The sequence below is a fragment of the Streptococcus salivarius genome, assembly GCF_000785515.1.
In the GTDB taxonomy this organism is placed as follows: domain Bacteria; phylum Bacillota; class Bacilli; order Lactobacillales; family Streptococcaceae; genus Streptococcus; species Streptococcus salivarius.
The window spans coordinates 1,374,094-1,393,045 of sequence record NZ_CP009913.1 but is presented as its reverse complement, the minus strand read 5'-3'; the positions used below and the strand labels follow the sequence as shown (position 1 = coordinate 1,393,045).

General features: G+C 37.4%; 13 protein-coding genes, 1 pseudogene and 1 riboswitch. Of the genes and pseudogenes, 10 read left to right on the top strand and 4 right to left on the bottom strand.

Annotated features, from left to right (window positions below; genetic code table 11):
• The first annotated feature begins 10 nt into the window (after positions 1 to 10).
• From SSAL8618_RS06660 to msrB, 9 genes and pseudogenes are all read left to right on the top strand, one after another.
• Positions 11 to 370 carry a hypothetical protein gene (locus SSAL8618_RS06660; RefSeq protein ID WP_126405085.1) on the top strand — a complete coding sequence of 120 codons (360 nt, stop codon included), beginning with the start codon at positions 11 to 13 and terminating at the stop codon, positions 368 to 370.
• Between the two features lie 177 nt (positions 371 to 547).
• Positions 548 to 798: pseudogene (locus SSAL8618_RS10395) on the top strand (transposase); the annotation flags it as partial.
• A 399-nt stretch (positions 799 to 1,197) separates the two neighbouring features.
• Positions 1,198 to 2,139 carry a mannose-6-phosphate isomerase, class I gene (manA, locus tag SSAL8618_RS06655; protein WP_038676303.1) on the top strand — a complete coding sequence of 314 codons (942 nt, stop codon included), beginning with the start codon at positions 1,198 to 1,200 and terminating at the stop codon, positions 2,137 to 2,139.
• A 215-nt stretch (positions 2,140 to 2,354) separates the two neighbouring features.
• The gene (gene brnQ, locus SSAL8618_RS06650) at positions 2,355 to 3,683 is read left to right on the top strand and encodes a branched-chain amino acid transport system II carrier protein (RefSeq protein WP_038676301.1); all 1,329 of its coding nucleotides are present in this window, start codon (positions 2,355 to 2,357) and stop codon (positions 3,681 to 3,683) included.
• A gap of 166 nt (positions 3,684 to 3,849) precedes the next feature.
• Entirely contained in the window at positions 3,850 to 6,324 is a 2,475-nt protein-coding gene (locus SSAL8618_RS06645; protein ID WP_038676299.1) for a dynamin family protein, read from the top strand.
• A gap of 20 nt (positions 6,325 to 6,344) precedes the next feature.
• The gene (locus tag SSAL8618_RS06640; protein ID WP_038676297.1) at positions 6,345 to 9,761 is read left to right on the top strand and encodes an ATP-binding protein; all 3,417 of its coding nucleotides are present in this window, start codon (positions 6,345 to 6,347) and stop codon (positions 9,759 to 9,761) included.
• Positions 9,761 to 10,354, top strand: coding sequence for an HNH endonuclease (locus SSAL8618_RS10225; protein ID WP_052124404.1), 594 nt, complete (start codon positions 9,761 to 9,763; stop codon positions 10,352 to 10,354). The genes SSAL8618_RS06640 and SSAL8618_RS10225 overlap by 1 nt, the downstream gene beginning before the upstream one ends.
• Positions 10,351 to 10,728: a DUF6985 domain-containing protein gene (locus SSAL8618_RS06630; protein WP_038676295.1), complete on the top strand. Its 378-nt coding sequence runs from the start codon at positions 10,351 to 10,353 to the stop codon at positions 10,726 to 10,728. The genes SSAL8618_RS10225 and SSAL8618_RS06630 overlap by 4 nt, the downstream gene beginning before the upstream one ends.
• Before the next feature lie 153 nt (positions 10,729 to 10,881).
• A complete protein-coding gene (gene msrB, locus SSAL8618_RS06625; protein WP_038676293.1) occupies positions 10,882 to 11,832 on the top strand; it encodes a peptide-methionine (R)-S-oxide reductase MsrB in 951 nt (316 codons plus the stop codon).
• A gap of 888 nt (positions 11,833 to 12,720) precedes the next feature.
• On the opposite strand, the gene SSAL8618_RS06615 is transcribed toward msrB, so the two are convergent.
• The gene (locus tag SSAL8618_RS06615) at positions 12,721 to 14,070 is read right to left on the bottom strand and encodes an MATE family efflux transporter (RefSeq protein ID WP_038676291.1); all 1,350 of its coding nucleotides are present in this window, start codon (positions 14,068 to 14,070) and stop codon (positions 12,721 to 12,723) included.
• Between the two features lie 63 nt (positions 14,071 to 14,133).
• A complete protein-coding gene (locus tag SSAL8618_RS06610) occupies positions 14,134 to 14,967 on the bottom strand; it encodes a helix-turn-helix domain-containing protein (protein WP_038676289.1) in 834 nt (277 codons plus the stop codon).
• Between the two features lie 131 nt (positions 14,968 to 15,098).
• Here SSAL8618_RS06610 and SSAL8618_RS06605 point away from each other — a divergent pair, with 131 nt between their 5' ends.
• On the top strand, positions 15,099 to 16,667 hold the full coding sequence (locus tag SSAL8618_RS06605; protein WP_052124403.1) for an ATP-binding cassette domain-containing protein: 1,569 nt from the start codon (positions 15,099 to 15,101) through the stop codon (positions 16,665 to 16,667).
• A gap of 122 nt (positions 16,668 to 16,789) precedes the next feature.
• On the opposite strand, the gene SSAL8618_RS06600 is transcribed toward SSAL8618_RS06605, so the two are convergent.
• Both SSAL8618_RS06600 and SSAL8618_RS06595 read right to left on the bottom strand, forming a co-directional pair.
• Positions 16,790 to 18,058, bottom strand: coding sequence for a nucleobase:cation symporter-2 family protein (locus tag SSAL8618_RS06600; protein WP_038676287.1), 1,269 nt, complete (start codon positions 18,056 to 18,058; stop codon positions 16,790 to 16,792).
• Positions 18,058 to 18,639 carry a xanthine phosphoribosyltransferase gene (locus SSAL8618_RS06595; RefSeq protein ID WP_014634692.1) on the bottom strand — a complete coding sequence of 194 codons (582 nt, stop codon included), beginning with the start codon at positions 18,637 to 18,639 and terminating at the stop codon, positions 18,058 to 18,060. Before SSAL8618_RS06595 ends, SSAL8618_RS06600 begins: the two co-directional genes overlap by 1 nt.
• 148 nt (positions 18,640 to 18,787) lie before the next feature.
• Positions 18,788 to 18,883, bottom strand: a riboswitch (purine riboswitch).
• Positions 18,884 to 18,952 lie beyond the last annotated feature (69 nt).

Genomic DNA, 18,952 nt, shown 5'->3' with positions numbered 1-18,952 from the left:
GAAGAGGATTTTGAGTATACTGATTTCCACAGTACTGGTAATTGGGGCGCTTTCAGGATGTGGAACAAAGGATAGTGCGTATTCTGAAAAAGAAAAACAGATTATTAAAGAGGCAAATCAGATGATTTCTAACGAGTATGCGGTTGACATTGATGAGGACGATTTTTCTTATAGTGTTGGAAAACAAATCAGTGAAAATGAGTTTGTACCGCTGGATTCCGAACAGAAACAGGGAGCAGCATATGAAAATATTGTAAGTGTTACAGCACTGAAAACCAGTTCGCCTGAAAAAGGTCAGGTGTATGAATTTACAGTGACCTTCAATTCCCAGACAAAAGAGGTATTGAATAATTCTGCGAGTATCGGATAAAGATGTGGTTAATACTGGAAAATCAGAATAACAAAACTACGAGGTGATTCGGTAGTGTACAAAAAGTTGTGTAAACACAAAAAGGAATAAATCCGTTATAGTAGAGTTGCGAAACATTACTAGAAAGAGATTTATTCCTATGACTCAGTTTAGCACAGAACTACTTAACTTCCTAGCTCAAAAGCAACTCAGGAGAATGTCGCTGCTTTTCATGAGCGAAGCTTAGAAGCCAGTTACTCTGTGTTATTTCTTGACGGAACCTATCTTCCATTAAGACGTGGAACCGTTAGTAAAGAATGTATTCATATCGCACTTGCATTACGCCAGAAGGACAGAAGCTTGTTCTTGGATATGAAATCGCCCCAAATGAAAACAATGCTTCTTGGTCCACTCTGTTAGACAAGCTTCAAAGTCAACGCATCCATAAAGGGTTTGGCCAATGTTCTGACAAACTTGAAAGCTTATTTGATTAAAACTCCGTAACTCTACTTAAGTGTTTACACATAATTATTGACAGTATCTAGATAGATTCAGGAAAACGGTTAACAAAATATTTTTTTGTCAAATAATTACTGGTAGTGACCGGGAAATTAAATTCTTAATTTGTTCTATAAAGGCTTGTTGAATTTCTCACAAATTATGCTTATAATGGATTTAACAATCATAAGAACTTGCCTAAAATTTTGGTAAATAAGAGGACTAGTGACTTGCATGTGATTTACAGACATATTTGGAATTTATCCATCTACAACTCTATCACTGATGGTCGTTTTTCTAAAATTTCCCAGAGACTCTGAGGCTCTCGTTCCTAGAATAAGGAGAATATTATGTCTGAACCTTTATTTTTGCAATCTGTCATGCAAGAGAAAATTTGGGGTGGCACGCATTTGCGTGATGTCTTTGGCTACGACATTCCAAGCGACCATGTTGGAGAGTACTGGGCTATCTCAGCTCACCCAAATGGTGTATCGACTATTAAGAATGGTCGTTATGCTGGTCAAACTTTAGATGTTCTTTATGCAGAGCATCGAGAATTGTTTGGCAATCGTCAGGAACCTGTCTTCCCACTTTTGACAAAGATTTTGGATGCCAATGATTGGCTTTCAGTTCAGGTCCACCCAGATGATGCTTATGGACTTGAACATGAAGGTGAGCTTGGTAAAACAGAATGTTGGTATATCATTGCCGCTGAACCAGGCGCAGAAATCATTTATGGTCACAACGCTAAATCAAAAGAAGAATTGCGCCAGCAAATTGAAAGTAAGGATTGGGAAAATCTCTTGACCAAAGTTCCAGTTAAAGCAGGAGATTTCTTCTATGTACCAAGTGGTACCATGCATGCTATTGGCGCAGGTATCATGGTTCTTGAAACGCAACAATCTAGTGATACGACTTATCGTGTTTATGATTTTGACCGTAAAGATGACCAAGGAAACTTGCGTGAGCTCCATCTGGAAAAATCTATCGATGTGCTTACTATCGGAGAACCTGCCAACAGTCGCCCAGTCACAACAAAAGTAGATGACCTCAAATCAACGCTCTTAGTAGCTAGTGATTTCTTTGCCGTATATAAATGGGAAATCTCAGGTAAGGCTGATTTTGAAAAGACCGCTGATTACAGTTTGTTCAGTGTGCTTGATGGCCAAGGAAGCCTTAAAGTAGACGGGCAAGATTACGACATTGCCAAAGGTAGCCACTTTATTCTTCCTAGCGATGTTGAAGCATGGCAAATTAAGGGAGAGCTTGAATTGATTGTCAGTCACCCATAATCAAAATATCAAACTAGACGAGATGAGAATCTTGTCTAGTTTTTTCGTACAAGGATACAGAAAATTTGCAATTTTAAAAACCTTTGTAAATACGTTTCAATAGCTTGAAGTTCCAAACTAATCATGTCATACTAAATAAGTTGACTAAAATTATAATAAACAAGTTGTGTCTATTTGGGGCATAAGATCTTGTTTGTTTTAGATTGGAGAAACTTATGTTAAAAAAGGGAAGCCTTACAGCTTTATTGTTGTTTGGTATGTTCTTTGGAGCGGGAAATCTGACCTTTCCCCCTCAGTTAGGCTTTGATTCTGGAGGTCATTTTTGGCCAGCCATCGCAGGCTTTGTCCTATCAGGTGTTGGTATTGCCATCCTAACACTGGTTATCGGGACTTTAAATCCTAAGGGTTACATTCATGAGATTTCTCAAAAAATCTCGCCTAAGTTTGCCCTAGTCTATTTGGCAGTACTTTATCTGTCCATTGGTCCTTTCTTTGCCATTCCAAGGACAGCAGCGACAGCTTTTTCAATTGGCTTCTCGCCTTTGATTGGAAGTGGACATACTAGCCTTTGGCTCTTTGTCTTTACCGTAATCTACTTTGTTCTAGCACTTTGGATTGCCATGAATCCATCTAAAATTCTAGATAGTATTGGACGTATATTGACGCCTATCTTTGCCATCATGATTGTTGTCGTTATCGTGGCAGGAGCATTTAAATATGGTGGTTACAATCCTCAGGATGCAAGTCAAGCATATCAGGCTTCTGCTTTTGGTAAAGGATTCTTGGAAGGCTACAACACCTTGGATGCCTTGGCTTCTGTGGCCTTCAGTGTAGTAGCAGTAGTCACACTCAACCAATTAGGCTTCAAGTCTAAAAAAGAGTATATCTCAACGATTTGGGTCGTTGGTTTCGTAGTGACTATCCTCTTCGGTGCTCTGTATTTGGGATTAGCCTTTTTGGGGAATCATTTCCCACTCCAAGTGGCGGGATTACCAAAAGATGCCAATATTGGTGCAAGTGTCTTGTCACAAGCCACACAAGCCATCTTTGGACCAGCGGCTCAGATTTTCCTAGCTATCATGGTGACAGTGACTTGCTTCACAACAACCGCAGGACTTATCGTTGCGACTGGGGAATTCTTCCACAAGGCATTTCCGAAAGTATCTTACAAGGCTTACGCCATTATCTTTACCTTGATTGGCTTTGCGATTGCCAACTTGGGACTTAATAATATCATTGCTTTCTCAGTGCCAGTGCTTTTGATTCTCTACCCAATTACCATCACGATTGTCATGATTGTGATTGCCAACAAGTTCGTGGCCTTGTCTAAACCTGGTATGCAAGTGACAGTTGCAGTAGTCACGCTGATTGCCTTGCTTAGTGTAATTGGAAGCCAGTTTAAACTTGCGGGACTCAATGCCCTCATTAACTTCTTACCATTATCAGGAGCATCACTGCCATGGTTGATACCAGCCATCTTGTGTATTCTTTTGTCTCTGATCTTACCTGATAAGATTAAGAGCGAAAGCTTCGAAATGGAATAAAAATACTAATCCTATCACATAATATGTGGTGGGATTTTTCTTGTGTGGGGTGGAAAATGAGCTAAACATTAGATAAATAAAAATAGTTAGATTTTATAGAAAGCGCATACAGAAAACCGTTTGCTGTGATATAATACACTTGTATTATTAAATAATCGGAGTAATTATGAATAAAATTAAAGTTGTAAGTAATCCTTACGAGAAGATAGTAACTTTTAGCCGTTACGACTTATCTAGTGAAAGTTGGATAACAATAAATAGTGAGAATAACTCAAATAGTAAGTTAGTTTCAGCCGTTTTTCAGCGTGGCTTTTTTCCTTTTAAGGTATATGATATTTTAAAAGAAATTGAAAATGAGTATTCTGTTCCAGATGAAAAACTTGAATTAATTTTTGAGGGGCCAAATGATGAGAAGCAACAGTTAGAAGAAGCATTAAAAGATGAGCGCTTTTCAAATATTATTTTATCATCATCTACAAGCTATTTAGAGAACGCACGTGACGTTCTGCCAGAAATCAATCGTATTTTTAGGAATCTCGAGCCACTAATCATAAAGAATATTGGGGAAAGTAACAAGGAAATTGAAACACAGTTAAAACGCTTTTCGGATGCTTCGGGAGATACAGTCCCTATCTGTGTTCTCGGAACCTATAGTGCAGGAAAATCGACCTTTATTAATGCTTTGATTGGCCAGGAATTACTTCCAAGTGCTGAGACTCCAGTGACCTCTAAAATCTATAAAATCACGGCTAGTACTTATGAGGATCGTGCTAAAATCTCTTTTGTATATAAAGACGAGAGAGTTCTTCTCAGTTTCTATGATGATCAAGTGTTTTATGATGGATTAAATATGAATGATTCATTTGGTAAGAAAGTCGATGGTATCTTGAATACTTCTTTTGATTCAATCATTTCAAAGCTATATGCAATATTAGAAGCTATCAATGATTCTACTGATAAAGATATTGGAGATTTAATCGAAATACTTGTCCCATTTTCGAAAGGTATTTTAGGAGATGTAGGTTCAAAAATTACGATATTCGATACTCCAGGTTCTAATTCATCAACCAATAGTCAGCATTCAGAAGTACTTGCTAATGCCATGGCTGGTATGTCAAATGGCTTACCAGTCTTTGTTACTGATAGTAGTTCCTTAGACAGCACTGATAATAGTAATTTAAAAGAAAAGCTTATTTCAGTAGAAGGCTTAGATGAACGGTTTACTATGATTGTAGTTAATAAGGCCGAGGCAGCGGCTTTAAGCTCGACTAATCTTAAAAGTGATTCTTTTAGAGATAGAATCATGAATCAAGCCATTCCAAGAGAATTATATGCTCAAGGCATTTATTACGTTTCATCAATTTTAGGACTTGGAGCGAAGTTAAAAGGGCATTTAGAGGGAGAATTCTATTCTGAGCAATTTGATACTTATAGAGAAAAATACTCAAATCCTGAAACGAAATACTATAAGAAGTTGTATGAGTTTGATATTCTTCCAAGACAAATGTCTAATACTGTTCGAGCAACTGCTGAAAAAAGTTCCGACCTTATTTATGCAAATAGTGGTTTATTGACTATTGAGGACACGATTAAAACCTTTGTCGACCGCTATTCACACTATGACAAATGTCAACAGGCAAAAGCTTTATTAGACAAACTACTATTGAGAACAAATGCAGTAATTACAGAGAAAAACGAAGATTTACGTAGTAGAGAGGCAGAATTAGAGGCTAATCTTGATAGCCAAAAATCTGTCATTGTTGAAAGATTGAAATCTACTTCGTTATCCCAAAAAAATGACCTTTTGATCAAGTATCCAAAAGAAATGAAGATTTTCCAAGAACGTCTAATGAAACAGATTGAAAAAGGGGATGTTCTAGACCGTTATAATGAAATACACAAAGAGATACTCTCATTAAATCCAACTTTAAATTTAACTGAGCATCAACAAATAGATATTAGTAATCTAAAGTTAGGCAATATCAGTAATGAGTTTAGTAACTATCTCAGTGTTACACGTGAGAACAAGACAAAGAAAATCAATTTAGAGAATCTAGCTTCTGCACAAACAGTCGACTATTTTAGAAATAAATTTGTAGAAGAACTTTATTTTGCAAGGATAGAATTTGAACGTATTTCTAGCAGTTTTTGGTCTAATCATGCTTCTGAGATAAAATCTCATTTTGAGCGTATTATTTCAGGTGATATGGGGCTTGAACCAGAAAAACGTCAAAAGCTTTCTCAATTGATTCTATCTTATGAAGAGATAGATTTTACTCAATTGAATCTTGAAAAGTTTAGTAAAGAAGAACTTAGTTATGTATTTAGATTGGGAGACTTTACTTTGAAATCAAGTAGAGTTAACGCATCTGGCCTTAAAAAGACCTATAATGATTTATTTAAATCAAAGATGACAGAATTTGCAGGAAGTATTTGTTCGGAACACGAGAAAGCTTTTAAAATTTGGCTAGTAAATCTTACAAGTATAATTGTTCAAAATATAATTGAATTTAGTCCAGAATTAAGTGCTTTGAATACGAAAATTCAGAGAACAAAAAATGAAGTTGCAAGTTTAGAGGAGCAACAACAACAGATTGAAAATTATACGAACCAGATTAAGCGAATGATTACTTGGAAATAGTTTTTTTATAGGTGAATCTTATGGGAATAAAAAACATTATTAATAAGGCAGGAGCTAAGGCCGCAGATAAAGTTGCTAAACTTTCAGCTTTGAGCCCTGAGCAACTCAAAGAAGTTGAGGAGCAAAGAGAGAAGTATCTGGCAGATCAACCTAATATTAGCGATGAGGAATTAACGAATCGCTTATTAGCTTCATGTGGAGTAGAAATTTTTAATTCGTATTTGGAACAAATAAAAGAACTCTATGTTCCTATCGAAAATAAGGTAGAATTTGGTACAGACTTTCAGGAATCATATAATATCAGGTATTTCAATATCACAAAATGGGTCGTTGACAAAAAAGAAAATAGTTTAGAAAAACTGGTTAATGTTTATGAAGTACTTTCTAACGAAGACTGTAATATTGCTCTCGTCTTTAATCGAACTAAAACCAATACAGAGGTTTTTCTAGCTGTAGTAAATACTAAGAATGATTCTGATAATGTCAATGTAGAAAATTATCGTAAGAGATTGTTAGAAGCCATTAAAGGTAACTTTCCTGGATCTACAGTTCAGAATGAAAAGGGAATTGGTAGGATTCCTTGTCTAGCAAACTCTAAGCCTTATTCGGTGGCAACGGTGTCTAATTTACCAACTGCTAAATCAGAAAAATTTATTAGTCAAACTATTGAAAAATTGATTGATGGCATCATTCCGTCACAACCATCCGAAAACTATACCTTAATCCTTTTAGCAAGTCCTATCCAAGATATAGAAAATAGAAAGTTGCGTTTGTCTGAGCTATTTTCAGCCTTAGCACCATATGAAAAATGGCAAACCAACTATACTTTCACAGCTTCAGATGCAACGACCTCTATGGCTACTTTTGGAGTCAATGTTGGAGCCAGTGCTGGTATCCAACATGGTAAGAATCAATCAGTTAACCAATCTACTGGTGATACGCAAACCAGCGGTGAATCTCAAACAGATTCGTCTGGACAGACTGATGGTACAAATACTTCCCATACAGATGGTACAAATAAAGGATCATCAGATAGTTTTGGTGGTAGTATTGGAGCTGATGGAAAATTATTTAAGGCAACATTAGACCATCATCATACTTGGAATCAAGGGACAAGTACTGCAGATTCTATTGGTCAATCGACTACAAAAACTGTTAGCCGTGCCCTTGCTAAAACTGCTAGTCGTGCCCTATCACAAACGGTTGGACAAACCTTAGGCTCTTCAAGTGGTGTTAACTTAGGTTCTAATATCGGTGCTAATTTTGCGCGTGCCTCAAATGTGACTGCGACAGTTGGTAAGAATGAGGGCATTACCCAGTCCTTTACCAATCATAATATTTCTCACGCCCTTAAGGTCCTTGAAGAACAGATGAAGCGTTTTGAAAAAGGAACAGCTATGGGTATGTGGGAGTTCGCTGCCTATGTACTCAGTGAAGACCAGAATATTGCTAATAATGTTGCCCACACTTATTTAGCTTTGACTCAAGGTGAAGAGTCATTTATGAGTCAGTCTTCAGTTAATTTATGGAGGGGAGATTTGGGTGAGAGCAGTGGTGATGCAGAAGAAATAGTCACTTATCTCAGAGAATTACGCCATCCTTTATTTGGTTTGAATCCTAATCTACTATTAGCTGATCCAACTTTTAATGTCTATCCTTCTATTGTTACGCCAACAGTACCTCTTACTGGTCAAGAATTAGCCTTTTCATTGAACTTCCCTAGAAAATCTATTCCTGGACTACCGATTTTAGAGTGTGCAGAATTCGGTCGAAATATTGCTAAATTTGATGAAGAAGATGTTACTAATAAGATGCTTCATTTAGGAGATATTTTCCATATGTATCATAAGGAAGATGTACCTGTTAACCTTAGACAAAACTCTTTGGCTTCGCATGTTTTTGTAACAGGAAGTACGGGTTCTGGTAAGAGTAATACGATTTATCAACTTCTTAATGAAGGTAGAAAGAATGGCTTGAAATTCCTAGTTGTTGAACCTGCAAAAGGAGAATATAAGCATGTCTTTGGTAATCACGACGATGTTTCAGTTTATGGAACGAATCCTCAGTTAACACCTTTGTTGAGGTTGAATCCTTTTAGTTTCCCTAAAGAAATTCATATCTTAGAGCATCTAGATAGGCTAGTCGAAATTTTCAATGTGTGCTGGCCGATGTATGCGGCTATGCCAGCGGTTTTAAAAAAAGCTGTAGAACAATCTTATCAGGATTGTGGATGGAATCTCCTTGAATCAACCAACCCTTATGGTAGACTGTATCCAAATTTCAATGATATAGCAGACAATATTAAGACGATAATTGATTCCAGTGAATATGATGATGAGAATAAAGGTGCTTACAAGGGAGCATTACTAACTCGAATCGAATCTCTTACAAACGGTATTAATGGACTTATCTTCTCAAATGAGGAACTCACCAATGAGCATCTATTTGATACGAATGTCATTGTTGATCTTAGTAGAGTCGGTTCCACTGAGACAAAATCTTTGCTAATGGGGATTTTGGTTTTGAAATTGCAAGAGTATCGCATGACTAGTGGAGATATGAATGCCGAATTAAAACACATCACTGTGCTTGAAGAAGCTCATAACCTTCTAAAACGCACATCAACAGAACAAATGGCTGAATCAGCTAATCTTTTAGGTAAGAGTGTGGAGATGTTGGCAAATGCCATTGCTGAAATGCGAACATATGGAGAAGGATTTATTATTGCCGATCAAGCTCCAGGATTAATGGACTTATCAGTTATTCGAAATACCAATACTAAGATTATCATGCGATTACCTGATTTTTCAGATCGTGAGCTAGTAGGTAAGTCAGCTAATCTAAACGATGATCAAATTGTAGAACTAGCCAAATTACCAAAGGGAGTTGCAGCAGTCTATCAAAATGAATGGATTCAACCAGTTTTATGTAAGGTTGAAAAAGTTGAGCATGATTCTAATACATTTCAGAATACGTTTGTAGGAAGTGCTACGCCTAAAAGTTTCAAAGTCAATAATGTCAAATCGGTTATTTTAGATTATCTTATAACAAATTGGATGTCCGAAGGTAATCATATAGATTATTCTAGTGTGAGCGAATTGATATTAAATTCAAATATAAGCTCAAAGATTAAAAGGCTTTTTATTGAGATCAATGATGCAAGTGGAGACGTTAATTTGAAGAGTTTGAGAGAACTTGTGTATGAATTGCTAGATGCTGATCGGGCAATCGAGAAATCAAAGAATGAAGACGATATTCATGATTGGGTTGACACTGTTGTACATAACTTCCAACTACCTATCGAATCTTACCCTAAAGAAACGATTAATATCATCTTGGCATTGGTAATTGAAGAACATCAGTTTCGAGATTCCTCATACGAAAATCTATTTAAACGTTTTGTAGAAGTTCAAACAAAAGAAGGGGGAGTATACTAATGGAAGGAAAAAATCTTGAAGCTGTAAAAAATACTGCCGATAATTTTAAAAGTATTCTCCCAGAGGATAAATTGTCTGGACAAGACATTAAAAATTTTACAAAATCGCTTTTTAAAATAAATGACAATAATATTGAAAAGCAATTTATTCCTAGCACAAATGGTAACTGGACTGGTGAGCCTGGAAATTCGAAATGGATTCCTGATCCAAACTATGTTCCGCAGAATACACAAACTAATCCAGAACAGAAAACGATTAAGGAAATATTTCAACCATATGGTATTGATGGAATTACCTTTAAGAATGGGGAACCAGATTTTACACCTATAGCTAAAGAAAGCTTTACAATAAAAAACTTTACAGAAAATAGGGATAAAAATTTTAAACAAGCTGATTTACAATTAGCTATCAAAATGGGAGTCAGTCCCGAAGAGGCGAAAGCTTATAGAAAAGAACATAGGCTTACCTATCATGAAAGAAGTGACATGAAAACCTTAGATCTGGTACCTATAGATGCCCACGGTGCAATTCCACATAAAGGTGGAATTGCTAAATGTAAAGAATTAAATGAGAAGAAAGGTAATGAATCATGATAGAGTCAAAATTCGGTGAATTAGAATTTGATTTTGGGTACTACACCAAGATTGAAGTGAACCTGTTTTCACAGTCTCAAAATGTGCCAGTGAATTTTTCTGCATATTATGAAAATGATGGTATTACAGAACAACAAGAATCGGTATACTCTCTGTTTTTAGAGGAAAAAGATAAACAGTTAGAAAAGCTTCAAGCCTTGTTGATAGCTGAATTTGGTATTGAAAGTAAACAGAGATTTAGTTTAAGTGAATTGTACATCGAAAGAACTGGAGAACTAGCATTCCTATTTGATGATTCTGAAAATCCTGATGAAGGAATTGTTGTCCAGTTGTTACCTGAGGTATTGATTACCTGTCAATCCGTTTATTTGTAGAGTTATCAAGGTAATAAAGTCATCTATTTGAATCCTATCACAATTGTGATGGGATTTTTGTGTCTCTCCAAGTCACCATAAGTGCGAAATCTTCTCAAAAGCGTTACACTTAAGGCGTGGAGATGCAAGTATCTATTGAAGGGAGAGTTAAAAATGTCAAATCCTAATAATCATACTATTTATCTTGCTGGTGGCTGTTTCTGGGGCGTGGAGGAATACTTTTCACGTGTTCCTGGTGTGTTAAATGCTGTTTCGGGTTATGCTAATGGGCGTAGTGAGACGACTCGCTATGAACTTATTGGTCAGACGGGTCATGCTGAGACTGTTCAGGTGACTTATGATTCCAGCCAAGTGTCATTGCGAGAGATTCTGCTACATTTTTTCCGTATCATCAATCCCCTCAGTAAAAACAAACAGGGGAATGATGTGGGAACCCAGTACCGTACGGGTGTTTACTATACTGATGTAAATGACTTGCCAATTATCGAGCAAGTTTTCCAAGATATGGCTAAGCAATACGGTCAGCCTTTGGCAGTTGAGTTGTTACCGTTGCAACACTTTATTCCTGCCGAAGAATACCATCAAGATTATCTCAAGAAGAATCCTCATGGCTATTGCCATATTAATGTTAATCAAGCCGTTAATCCTATTATTGATTCAAGTACTTATCACAAGCCAAGTCAGGAGGAGCTTAAAGTAAATCTGAGCCCAGAAGCCTATGCGGTGACCCAGGAAAATGGAACGGAAAGGGCCTTTACAAGTCCGCTTTGGAATCATTTTGAACCAGGGATCTATGTGGATGTGGTGACTGGTGAACCCCTCTTTTCATCCAAGGACAAGTTTGATTCAGCCTGTGGCTGGCCAAGTTTCTCTCGTCCCATTAGTCCTGAGGTAGCCAACTACAAGGAAGACCATTCTCACAATATGGAACGTATTGAGGTCCGTAGTCGTGTGGGTGATTCTCATCTCGGCCATGTCTTTCCAGATGGTCCAAGTGACAAGGGTGGTTTACGCTATTGTATCAATGGCGTAGCGACACGATTTGTGCCTAAAGCCGATATGGAAAAAGAAGGTTACGCCTACTTACTTGACCAAGTAGACTGATTAGTCACTAGTATTAAGAGATTTTCTAGCAGAAGCTTATCATAAAATAAAAGGTTGGTACTGCTTGCTACCAGCCTCTTTTGCCTGTAAAAGAAATTATTGAAAGCCCTTTAAAGCTAACATAACATGTTACCTAACCGTTCAGGATAAAAAAGTGACCTTTCATTACATTTTTTTACAATTTTATCCAATTTGTTTTACTTCGTATATAGAAAAAATAGTACACTATAATAGTGAGAAATCTGACAAGTGTAAATGTGTCCTTCTCCTTGGCTTTTGCTGGTTTTGGCGTCTGTAAACATTATTGTACTTTACGTAATAATGAGTCTTCCCAACCTCCCAATATGATTTTATATGTCTTAACTTACCAAAACAAGACTAGCAAGAGAATACTAAGATATTTCCTTAAGAAGTAATGACAGCGCTTGTTAGATTTTGTGATAACATTCAGATAGTCCTAAGGACTATGTTATTGTGCTAAACCTTTTTGACGGAGATTATTATGGAATGGATGAATAAACTAATCATATTAATAGCCATTTGTGTCTTGTGGTTCTGGTCTTTTCTTTTACTTCCTAAAACAGGGGAGAAAGTAGTTTATTTTTATCATTTCCTAGCTCTATGTGGTTTAGTCATGATTTATGGTGCCCTGGTTGATCCAGCTGGTCTCTGTGATACTTTTTTCAATATTAAACATCTATGTTTTCATTAATGAATCCAGTTTGGTAATAGGTCAGGAAAATCTGAATTTAATTAATCACTCATCAAAAGAAGCTTTCTGTGTATTGATAACAGTTTATCTGTTTTCAATATGCAGGAGTTTTTTTTTTCTGTATTATCGAGATTTGGACATAGAAAAAGCAGTCGGAAAAGACTGCTTCAGGTGTGTTACTGTTGTGATTCGTATCGTTTGACGATTCTATTTAAGCGCCATTGGTAACAGAGACCACTAACGATAAGACTGGCAATCAGGCCAATCCAGTAACTATAGGGACCAAGTCCAGTGACTTTTTCAAGCAGGAAGCCAACTGGGAGGGTGATGCCCCAGTAGGTTAGGACACCGAGATAAAAAGGTACCTTGGTATCTTTATAGCCACGCAGGATTCCTTGAAGCGGAGCCGCAAAGACATCTGCCACTTGGAAGAAGAGGCTATAGGTCATGAAAATGGCCGTCATTCTCAAAAAGTCAGGCTCATGCCCATAAAGTTCAGCCAAATCATAACGCAAGAAGTAGAGGAAAATCAAGGTAAAGATAGAAAATCCTAGGGCTGTCAACCGTCCCAGCTTGCTGTAGCTCTTGACGGCATCCATGCGTCTGGCCCCAAATTCGTAGGAAATAATGATAGCCATGGCACTGGAAATGCTGAGAGGAAAGGCATACATGAGATTTGAGAAATTCATGGCCGCCTGGTGACTAGCAATCACTAGTGACGGATACTTAGACATAACCAGACCAACACCAGAGAAGATGGCGACTTCCGCAAAGACCGTTCCACCAATAGGGAGACCTAGTTTAAGGGCGTCAAGCAGAGCTGCTTTATCAAGGGGTTGAATCTTTTCAATGTGGTAGGGTTTAACCTTTTTATGCTTTCTGATAACCGAGATGGAAATAAGGAGAAGGGCCCAGTAAGCCAATGAAGTTCCAAGTCCAGCTCCAGCTCCCCCTAACTCTGGTAAACCAGCAATGCCATAGATGAGGAGGAAATTGAAGAAACCATTGAGAGGTAGGAGCAGAAGCATGAGGTACATGGAAAGGCGCGTGAGACCAAGCGCATCAAGGAAGGAGCGAACCACGCTAAAGAGTAGGAGGGGAATAATACCAAGACTCAAAAAGCGTAAATAACCAAGGGCTACCTTTCTGACCAAAGGTTCTAAACCTAAATGATTCAAAACCAAGGGAGCCCCCAGAAAAACGAGGGCAAAAAGGATAAGTGATAGGCCCAAGGCCATATAAAGAAATTGATAGAAATCAGGTGCCACTCGGTCCTTGCGACCTGCCCCTAGATGGTGTCCGATAATAGGAACCAAGGCAGAGACGATACCTGTTAAAAAGGTGAAAAAAGGACTCCATAAACTCGTTGCCATGGCTACCCCCGCCAAGTGTAGGGTATCGTATTGACCAGTCATGGTAGTGTCCACAAAGGCCGCCGAAAAGTTGGCAAACTGATAAATCAGTATGGGCACAAAAATCTTGAAGAAAACAAGGAATCGCTCACGGAGAGAATGTGTTTCGTACATTCTGTTTTCCTTTCTAAATTTTTCAAATTATATAATCATTGTACAACTGTTATCCAATAAAGTCTATAATTGATGGAAGATTTGGTCCCATTCTCTCAAATTATCGTCATCCCCCATAAAAGCCAAGTAGTGGAGAACCTCTTTATGTATAGTCTTTCCCATGTTCTTATCGATAAATTTATAAAGGAATGCGGCTTCTAGTTCTTTAAGATAGAGTTTTTGTAACATGAAATAATCTGGTAATTGAATAGTTTTTAGTTCGTTTAGATAGTAATTACTATCTTCTTGATTTCCGTAAAGAATGATTTGGAAAATACAACGACTAATAACATCTAAAGTGATTCTATCTAAATTATTTCTCGGATTTTTACCGAGAATTGAGAGGAGTTCTTTAATGTAGATTTTTAGTGCATCTTCTGTGAAGATATCCTTTACCATATCCAGTAAATCAATATCCAGAAGTGTCCAAATATCAATCGAAAAGAAATAGTTTTGAAGTTCTGTAGCAATATCTTGGTTAACTGACTGGTTTTGAAGTTTTGAAACCTGACAGGTAATACAAAGACTAATCAAATAGTCACTATAGTTATCTTCTCCTAAAATGCGAAACTTATCTGAGACCTGCTTTAGTTCTTCAAAATTTAGGTTATTTGAAGCTTGATTGTATTGATTAGCAAGTTTTATGTAGGTTTCGTCCACAAGATATTCTTGTCCGAAAAATTCATTATATTCGACTTTTAGGTGTTTTAAAAGTTTGAAAAGAGTATCATTTGAGAGTGATGTTTTGTTATTTTCAAAGTCTGAAAGACTCGCTACAGATCCAGCTACTTGAGCGAGTCTCTGGATAGTGTATTTTCTCTGTTTCCGAATCTGTTTAAATTTTTGACCTAGTTCCATATAATATTTCCTTATCGGATTTCCGAAATTTCAATAGTTGATACTATTAATAAACTAAAATAATAGTATCAAATGGAAGGAGGTAAAAGCAATGATTATTGAAAAAAAAATAAATCAGTTGCTGTATCACAATGATGGTTAAACTTTTTAAGCTACTTCCTAAAAAGAACATTATACTTTATATCATTTTTGCGCTTCTTTATTCCTGTCAAGGCATTGTAATACCTGTAATTATCCAGATGGCAGGTCATATAGATAGTAGTGATAGTCGGGATTTAATAGTTTTTACATTTTCGAGTCTCTCTCTTTGGGTGGCTGTGTACGCTTTTATGTATATAGAGAATATTCTGCTTCGTTCTATTATTAGAGCGTTTAATGTAAGGCTGTCAGAAAATATTTTAAAGAATCATGCTGTCTTTCCTAAAAACATCTCGGATTCTGAGCTTTGCTCACTCTTGACACAAGATCTTGGAATTGTAGACCAGGAGTTCCTTCAATCTTTTCTTATCTTGCCAGTGTGGGGTGCCTCTGTCCTAGTATCTGTAATTTATCTGCTCAAACAAAATCTTATTGTGGGTAGTCTTTTTACTGTAGGTGCCTTTCTGATGATTTTGCCTCAGTTTATTTTTAAGAGAAAATTGAAAGAGTCAGGAGAATTACTAAGTAGCTCAAAAGAGAAAAATTTAAGAGCTATTACAGACTTTGGTAAAGGGATTGAAACGATTATTTGCAACCAAGCAGAAAAAGAGAATGTAAAGCAAACTCTCATAACCCTTAGTGAGATGGAGACGACACAATTTAAGTATTATACACTTCAGAATTTAGTTATGTTTTGGACAGGACCTCTGAAAGCTGTCGGCTTGATTGGACCATTTGTGATTGGTCTTGTCATGAAACAAAATTCAATTACTACACTTGTTGCTATGATGTCTGCTTCAACATATCTTATTAACCCCTTACAACAGATTCTGGAGGCTATTGCAAGTATTCAATCAAGTCAAGTGATAAAAGATAAATTATTGATATTTGGAAGTGAGTCAGAAATTCCTTCAAAAGGGCTTCACATACATACTTTAGAAGAAATTCAGTTAAAAAACCTCACTAAATCTTATGAGAATCAAGAGATTTTTCGAGATGTTACGGTTACTTTTTCATTGTCTCAGCATAATCTTATAGTTGGTGATAGTGGTATTGGAAAAACAACACTTTTTAGGTTAATATTAGGACAAGATAAGGCATATAGTGGGAAAATCATTTTTAAAAGCATTGATGGAAGGGAGCTGACTCCAAATTTAGATAATATTGCAATTATTCATCAAAATCCCTATGTCTTTCATACAAGTGTGCGACATAATCTAACTCTTTATCAAGATTATTCTGACTCATTGCTCATTTCAATACTAAAAGAAGTTGGACTATGGGAGGCTTGTTGTCACCAATTAGACTATGAATTAACTGGAGATAACTTTTCAGGTGGTCAAATCATAAAACTGGAGATTGCACGTGCTATTTTGAGAGGAAAGCAAGTTTTACTTGCGGATGAGATGATGGCGTCTTTAGATGAAGCAAGTTCGAGAGAAATTAGAAATGTCTTGAAACAATTACCTAATAGCATTATTGAAATTGCCCATCATTACAATCTGGAAGATTATGATGCTGTCTATAGAATTGAAAATAAGTCAATCGTAAGAATTAAATAGCATGAGCTACTTCCAGTAAAAGCAAGACAGAGTAGTTGCTTAGTCTGTTCTTTCGATTTACAAACTTGGAGATTTTAATTTCAAAGAAAACACCTAAGTCAAGCGACTCAGGTGTTCTTGTGTTATTTTTCTTTTTTGTTATGGTTCAAAATGGCATTGAGGACGATGGCAAGCAAGCTTGCGACTACGATACCGTTTGAGAAGAACATTTGGAAAGCATTTGGTAGGCTGTTGAAGAGGTTGCTGCCGTTAAGACCAACCCCTGCGGCGATTGATACTGCAGCAATCAAGAAGTTGTGTTCGTTGTTGGCGAAATCAACACGCGCCAAGATTTGCATCCCTTGGATAGAAACAAAACCGAACATGACAAGCATTGCACCACCAAGGACTGGGCTTGGGATGATTTGTGCCAAGGCACCAAACTTAGGAAGGAGTCCAAGAAGAACAAGGAAACCAGCGGCATAGTAGATTGGCAAGCGAGTCTTGATACCTGACAACTTCACAAGACCAACGTTTTGTGAAAAACCAGTGTATGGGAAGGTGTTGAAAAGTCCACCAAGGAGAACAGCCAAACCTTCAGCGCGGTAACCGTTACGAAGGCGAGTGCTATCAAGTGGTTCTTTGGTAATATCAGAGAGGGCCAAGTAAACCCCAGTTGATTCAACCATAGACACAGTAGCGATAATACACATCATAATAATTGATGACAACTCAAATTTAGGTACCCCGAAGTAGAATGGCGTTGGCACGTGAACAATAGGTGCCGCAGCTACTGGTGAGAAGTCAACCAAGCCCATGCTTGCTGCGATAGCAGTACCGACAATCAAACCGATCAAGATTGAGATAGATTTGATAAATCCTTTAGTGAAAATATTAACTACAAGGATGATAAGAACGGTGATAGCGGCAAGGAAGAGGCTTTGACCAGTTGGTTTATTAACATTGTTTCCCATATTTCCGATAGCGACAGGGATGAGGGTCAAACCAATAGTTGTGATAACTGATCCTGTAACGATAGAAGGGAAGAGATTGGCTACTTTTGAAAAGACGCCAGAAACGAGGATAACATAAATCCCTGAAACGATAAGGGCACCAAACATAGCACCGCTACCGTGTTTCTCACCAATCATAATAAGTGGTGCCACTGACTGGAAGGCAACCCCAAGAACAACTGGAAGACCGATACCGAAGTATTTATTAAGTTGAAGTTGGAGGAAGGTTGCTACACCACACATGAAAATATCGGTTGAAATCAAGTAGGTTAATTCATGAGCTGAATACCCCAAGGCTCCAGCAATCATGATTGGCACCAGGATTGATCCCGAGTACATGGCAAGTAGGTGTTGCAGTCCTAGGACCGCTGCCTGAGAGTGTTTCTCTTTGTTTTGCATTAGATGTCTGCCTCCTTAAATACGACCTGACCATTTTCAAAACGATCCAAACGAGCAAGTGAAACGACTGGATAGCCAGCTTCTTCCAGAAGGGCACGACCATCTTGGAAAGATTTCTCAATAACGATACCAACCGCTTCAACGTGTGCACCAGCTTCTTCAATGATTTGAATCAAGCCTTTGGCAGCTTGACCGTTAGCTAGGAAGTCATCAACGATGAGGACCTTATCTTCAGGAGTGAGGAACTTGCTTGCGATAGAGACAGTACTAGTCACCTGCTTAGTGAAGGAGTAGACCTCAGCAGTGAGGATACCTTCATTCATGGTGATATTTTTAGCCTTCTTAGCAAAAATCATAGGGACATCCAAGGCCTCAGCAGCATAGAGGGCTGGAGCAATACCAGATGCCTCGATAGTCACCACCTTGGTGATGCCTGCATCCTTGAACTTTTCAGCAAAGACCTTTCCAATCTCACGCATGAGGTCAAAGTCCACTTGGTGAGTGAGGAAAGAGTCAACTTTGAGGATGTTCTCCCCAAGGACATTCCCATCATTGAGAATGCGGTCTTCCAGTAATTTCATATTACCTCCTATAAAAAATATAACTAAAGTGTATTTTGATTTTTCCCAGATTCTATTGAGAACCTGACAAAGATCAAAACAATCGAATAATAGAAAAAGGCTTGCAAAGCAAGCCTTTAAAATCATAAAAAGACGGTAAAATCTTATTATGACTTTATGACTTACTCATTGTTAGGTGTTACGGCACCTTGTAGAAACGTCACGCCGATTCGTGACATAAATAAGTAATGTTCTCATTATTCGATGAAGCTGTCGTTGGTTGATGATAAACCAACATCAACTCTATTATAATACTATATTTTCTTTGAAGACT

What these genes read in the sequence shown, in the direction of transcription:
- SSAL8618_RS06595 (WP_014634692.1), bottom strand. Translation starts at nt 18,639, where the DNA reads ATGAAATTACTGGAAGACCGCATTCTCAATGATGGGAATGTCCTTGGG.
- msrB (WP_038676293.1), top strand. Translation starts at nt 10,882, where the DNA reads ATGTCAAATCCTAATAATCATACTATTTATCTTGCTGGTGGCTGTTTC.
- SSAL8618_RS06615 (WP_038676291.1), bottom strand. Translation starts at nt 14,070, where the DNA reads ATGTACGAAACACATTCTCTCCGTGAGCGATTCCTTGTTTTCTTCAAG.
- SSAL8618_RS06640 (WP_038676297.1), top strand. Translation starts at nt 6,345, where the DNA reads ATGGGAATAAAAAACATTATTAATAAGGCAGGAGCTAAGGCCGCAGAT.
- SSAL8618_RS06610 (WP_038676289.1), bottom strand. Translation starts at nt 14,967, where the DNA reads ATGGAACTAGGTCAAAAATTTAAACAGATTCGGAAACAGAGAAAATAC.
- SSAL8618_RS06630 (WP_038676295.1), top strand. Translation starts at nt 10,351, where the DNA reads ATGATAGAGTCAAAATTCGGTGAATTAGAATTTGATTTTGGGTACTAC.
- SSAL8618_RS06645 (WP_038676299.1), top strand. Translation starts at nt 3,850, where the DNA reads ATGAATAAAATTAAAGTTGTAAGTAATCCTTACGAGAAGATAGTAACT.
- brnQ (WP_038676301.1), top strand. Translation starts at nt 2,355, where the DNA reads ATGTTAAAAAAGGGAAGCCTTACAGCTTTATTGTTGTTTGGTATGTTC.
- SSAL8618_RS06600 (WP_038676287.1), bottom strand. Translation starts at nt 18,058, where the DNA reads ATGCAAAACAAAGAGAAACACTCTCAGGCAGCGGTCCTAGGACTGCAA.
- SSAL8618_RS06605 (WP_052124403.1), top strand. Translation starts at nt 15,099, where the DNA reads ATGATGGTTAAACTTTTTAAGCTACTTCCTAAAAAGAACATTATACTT.
- manA (WP_038676303.1), top strand. Translation starts at nt 1,198, where the DNA reads ATGTCTGAACCTTTATTTTTGCAATCTGTCATGCAAGAGAAAATTTGG.
- SSAL8618_RS10225 (WP_052124404.1), top strand. Translation starts at nt 9,761, where the DNA reads ATGGAAGGAAAAAATCTTGAAGCTGTAAAAAATACTGCCGATAATTTT.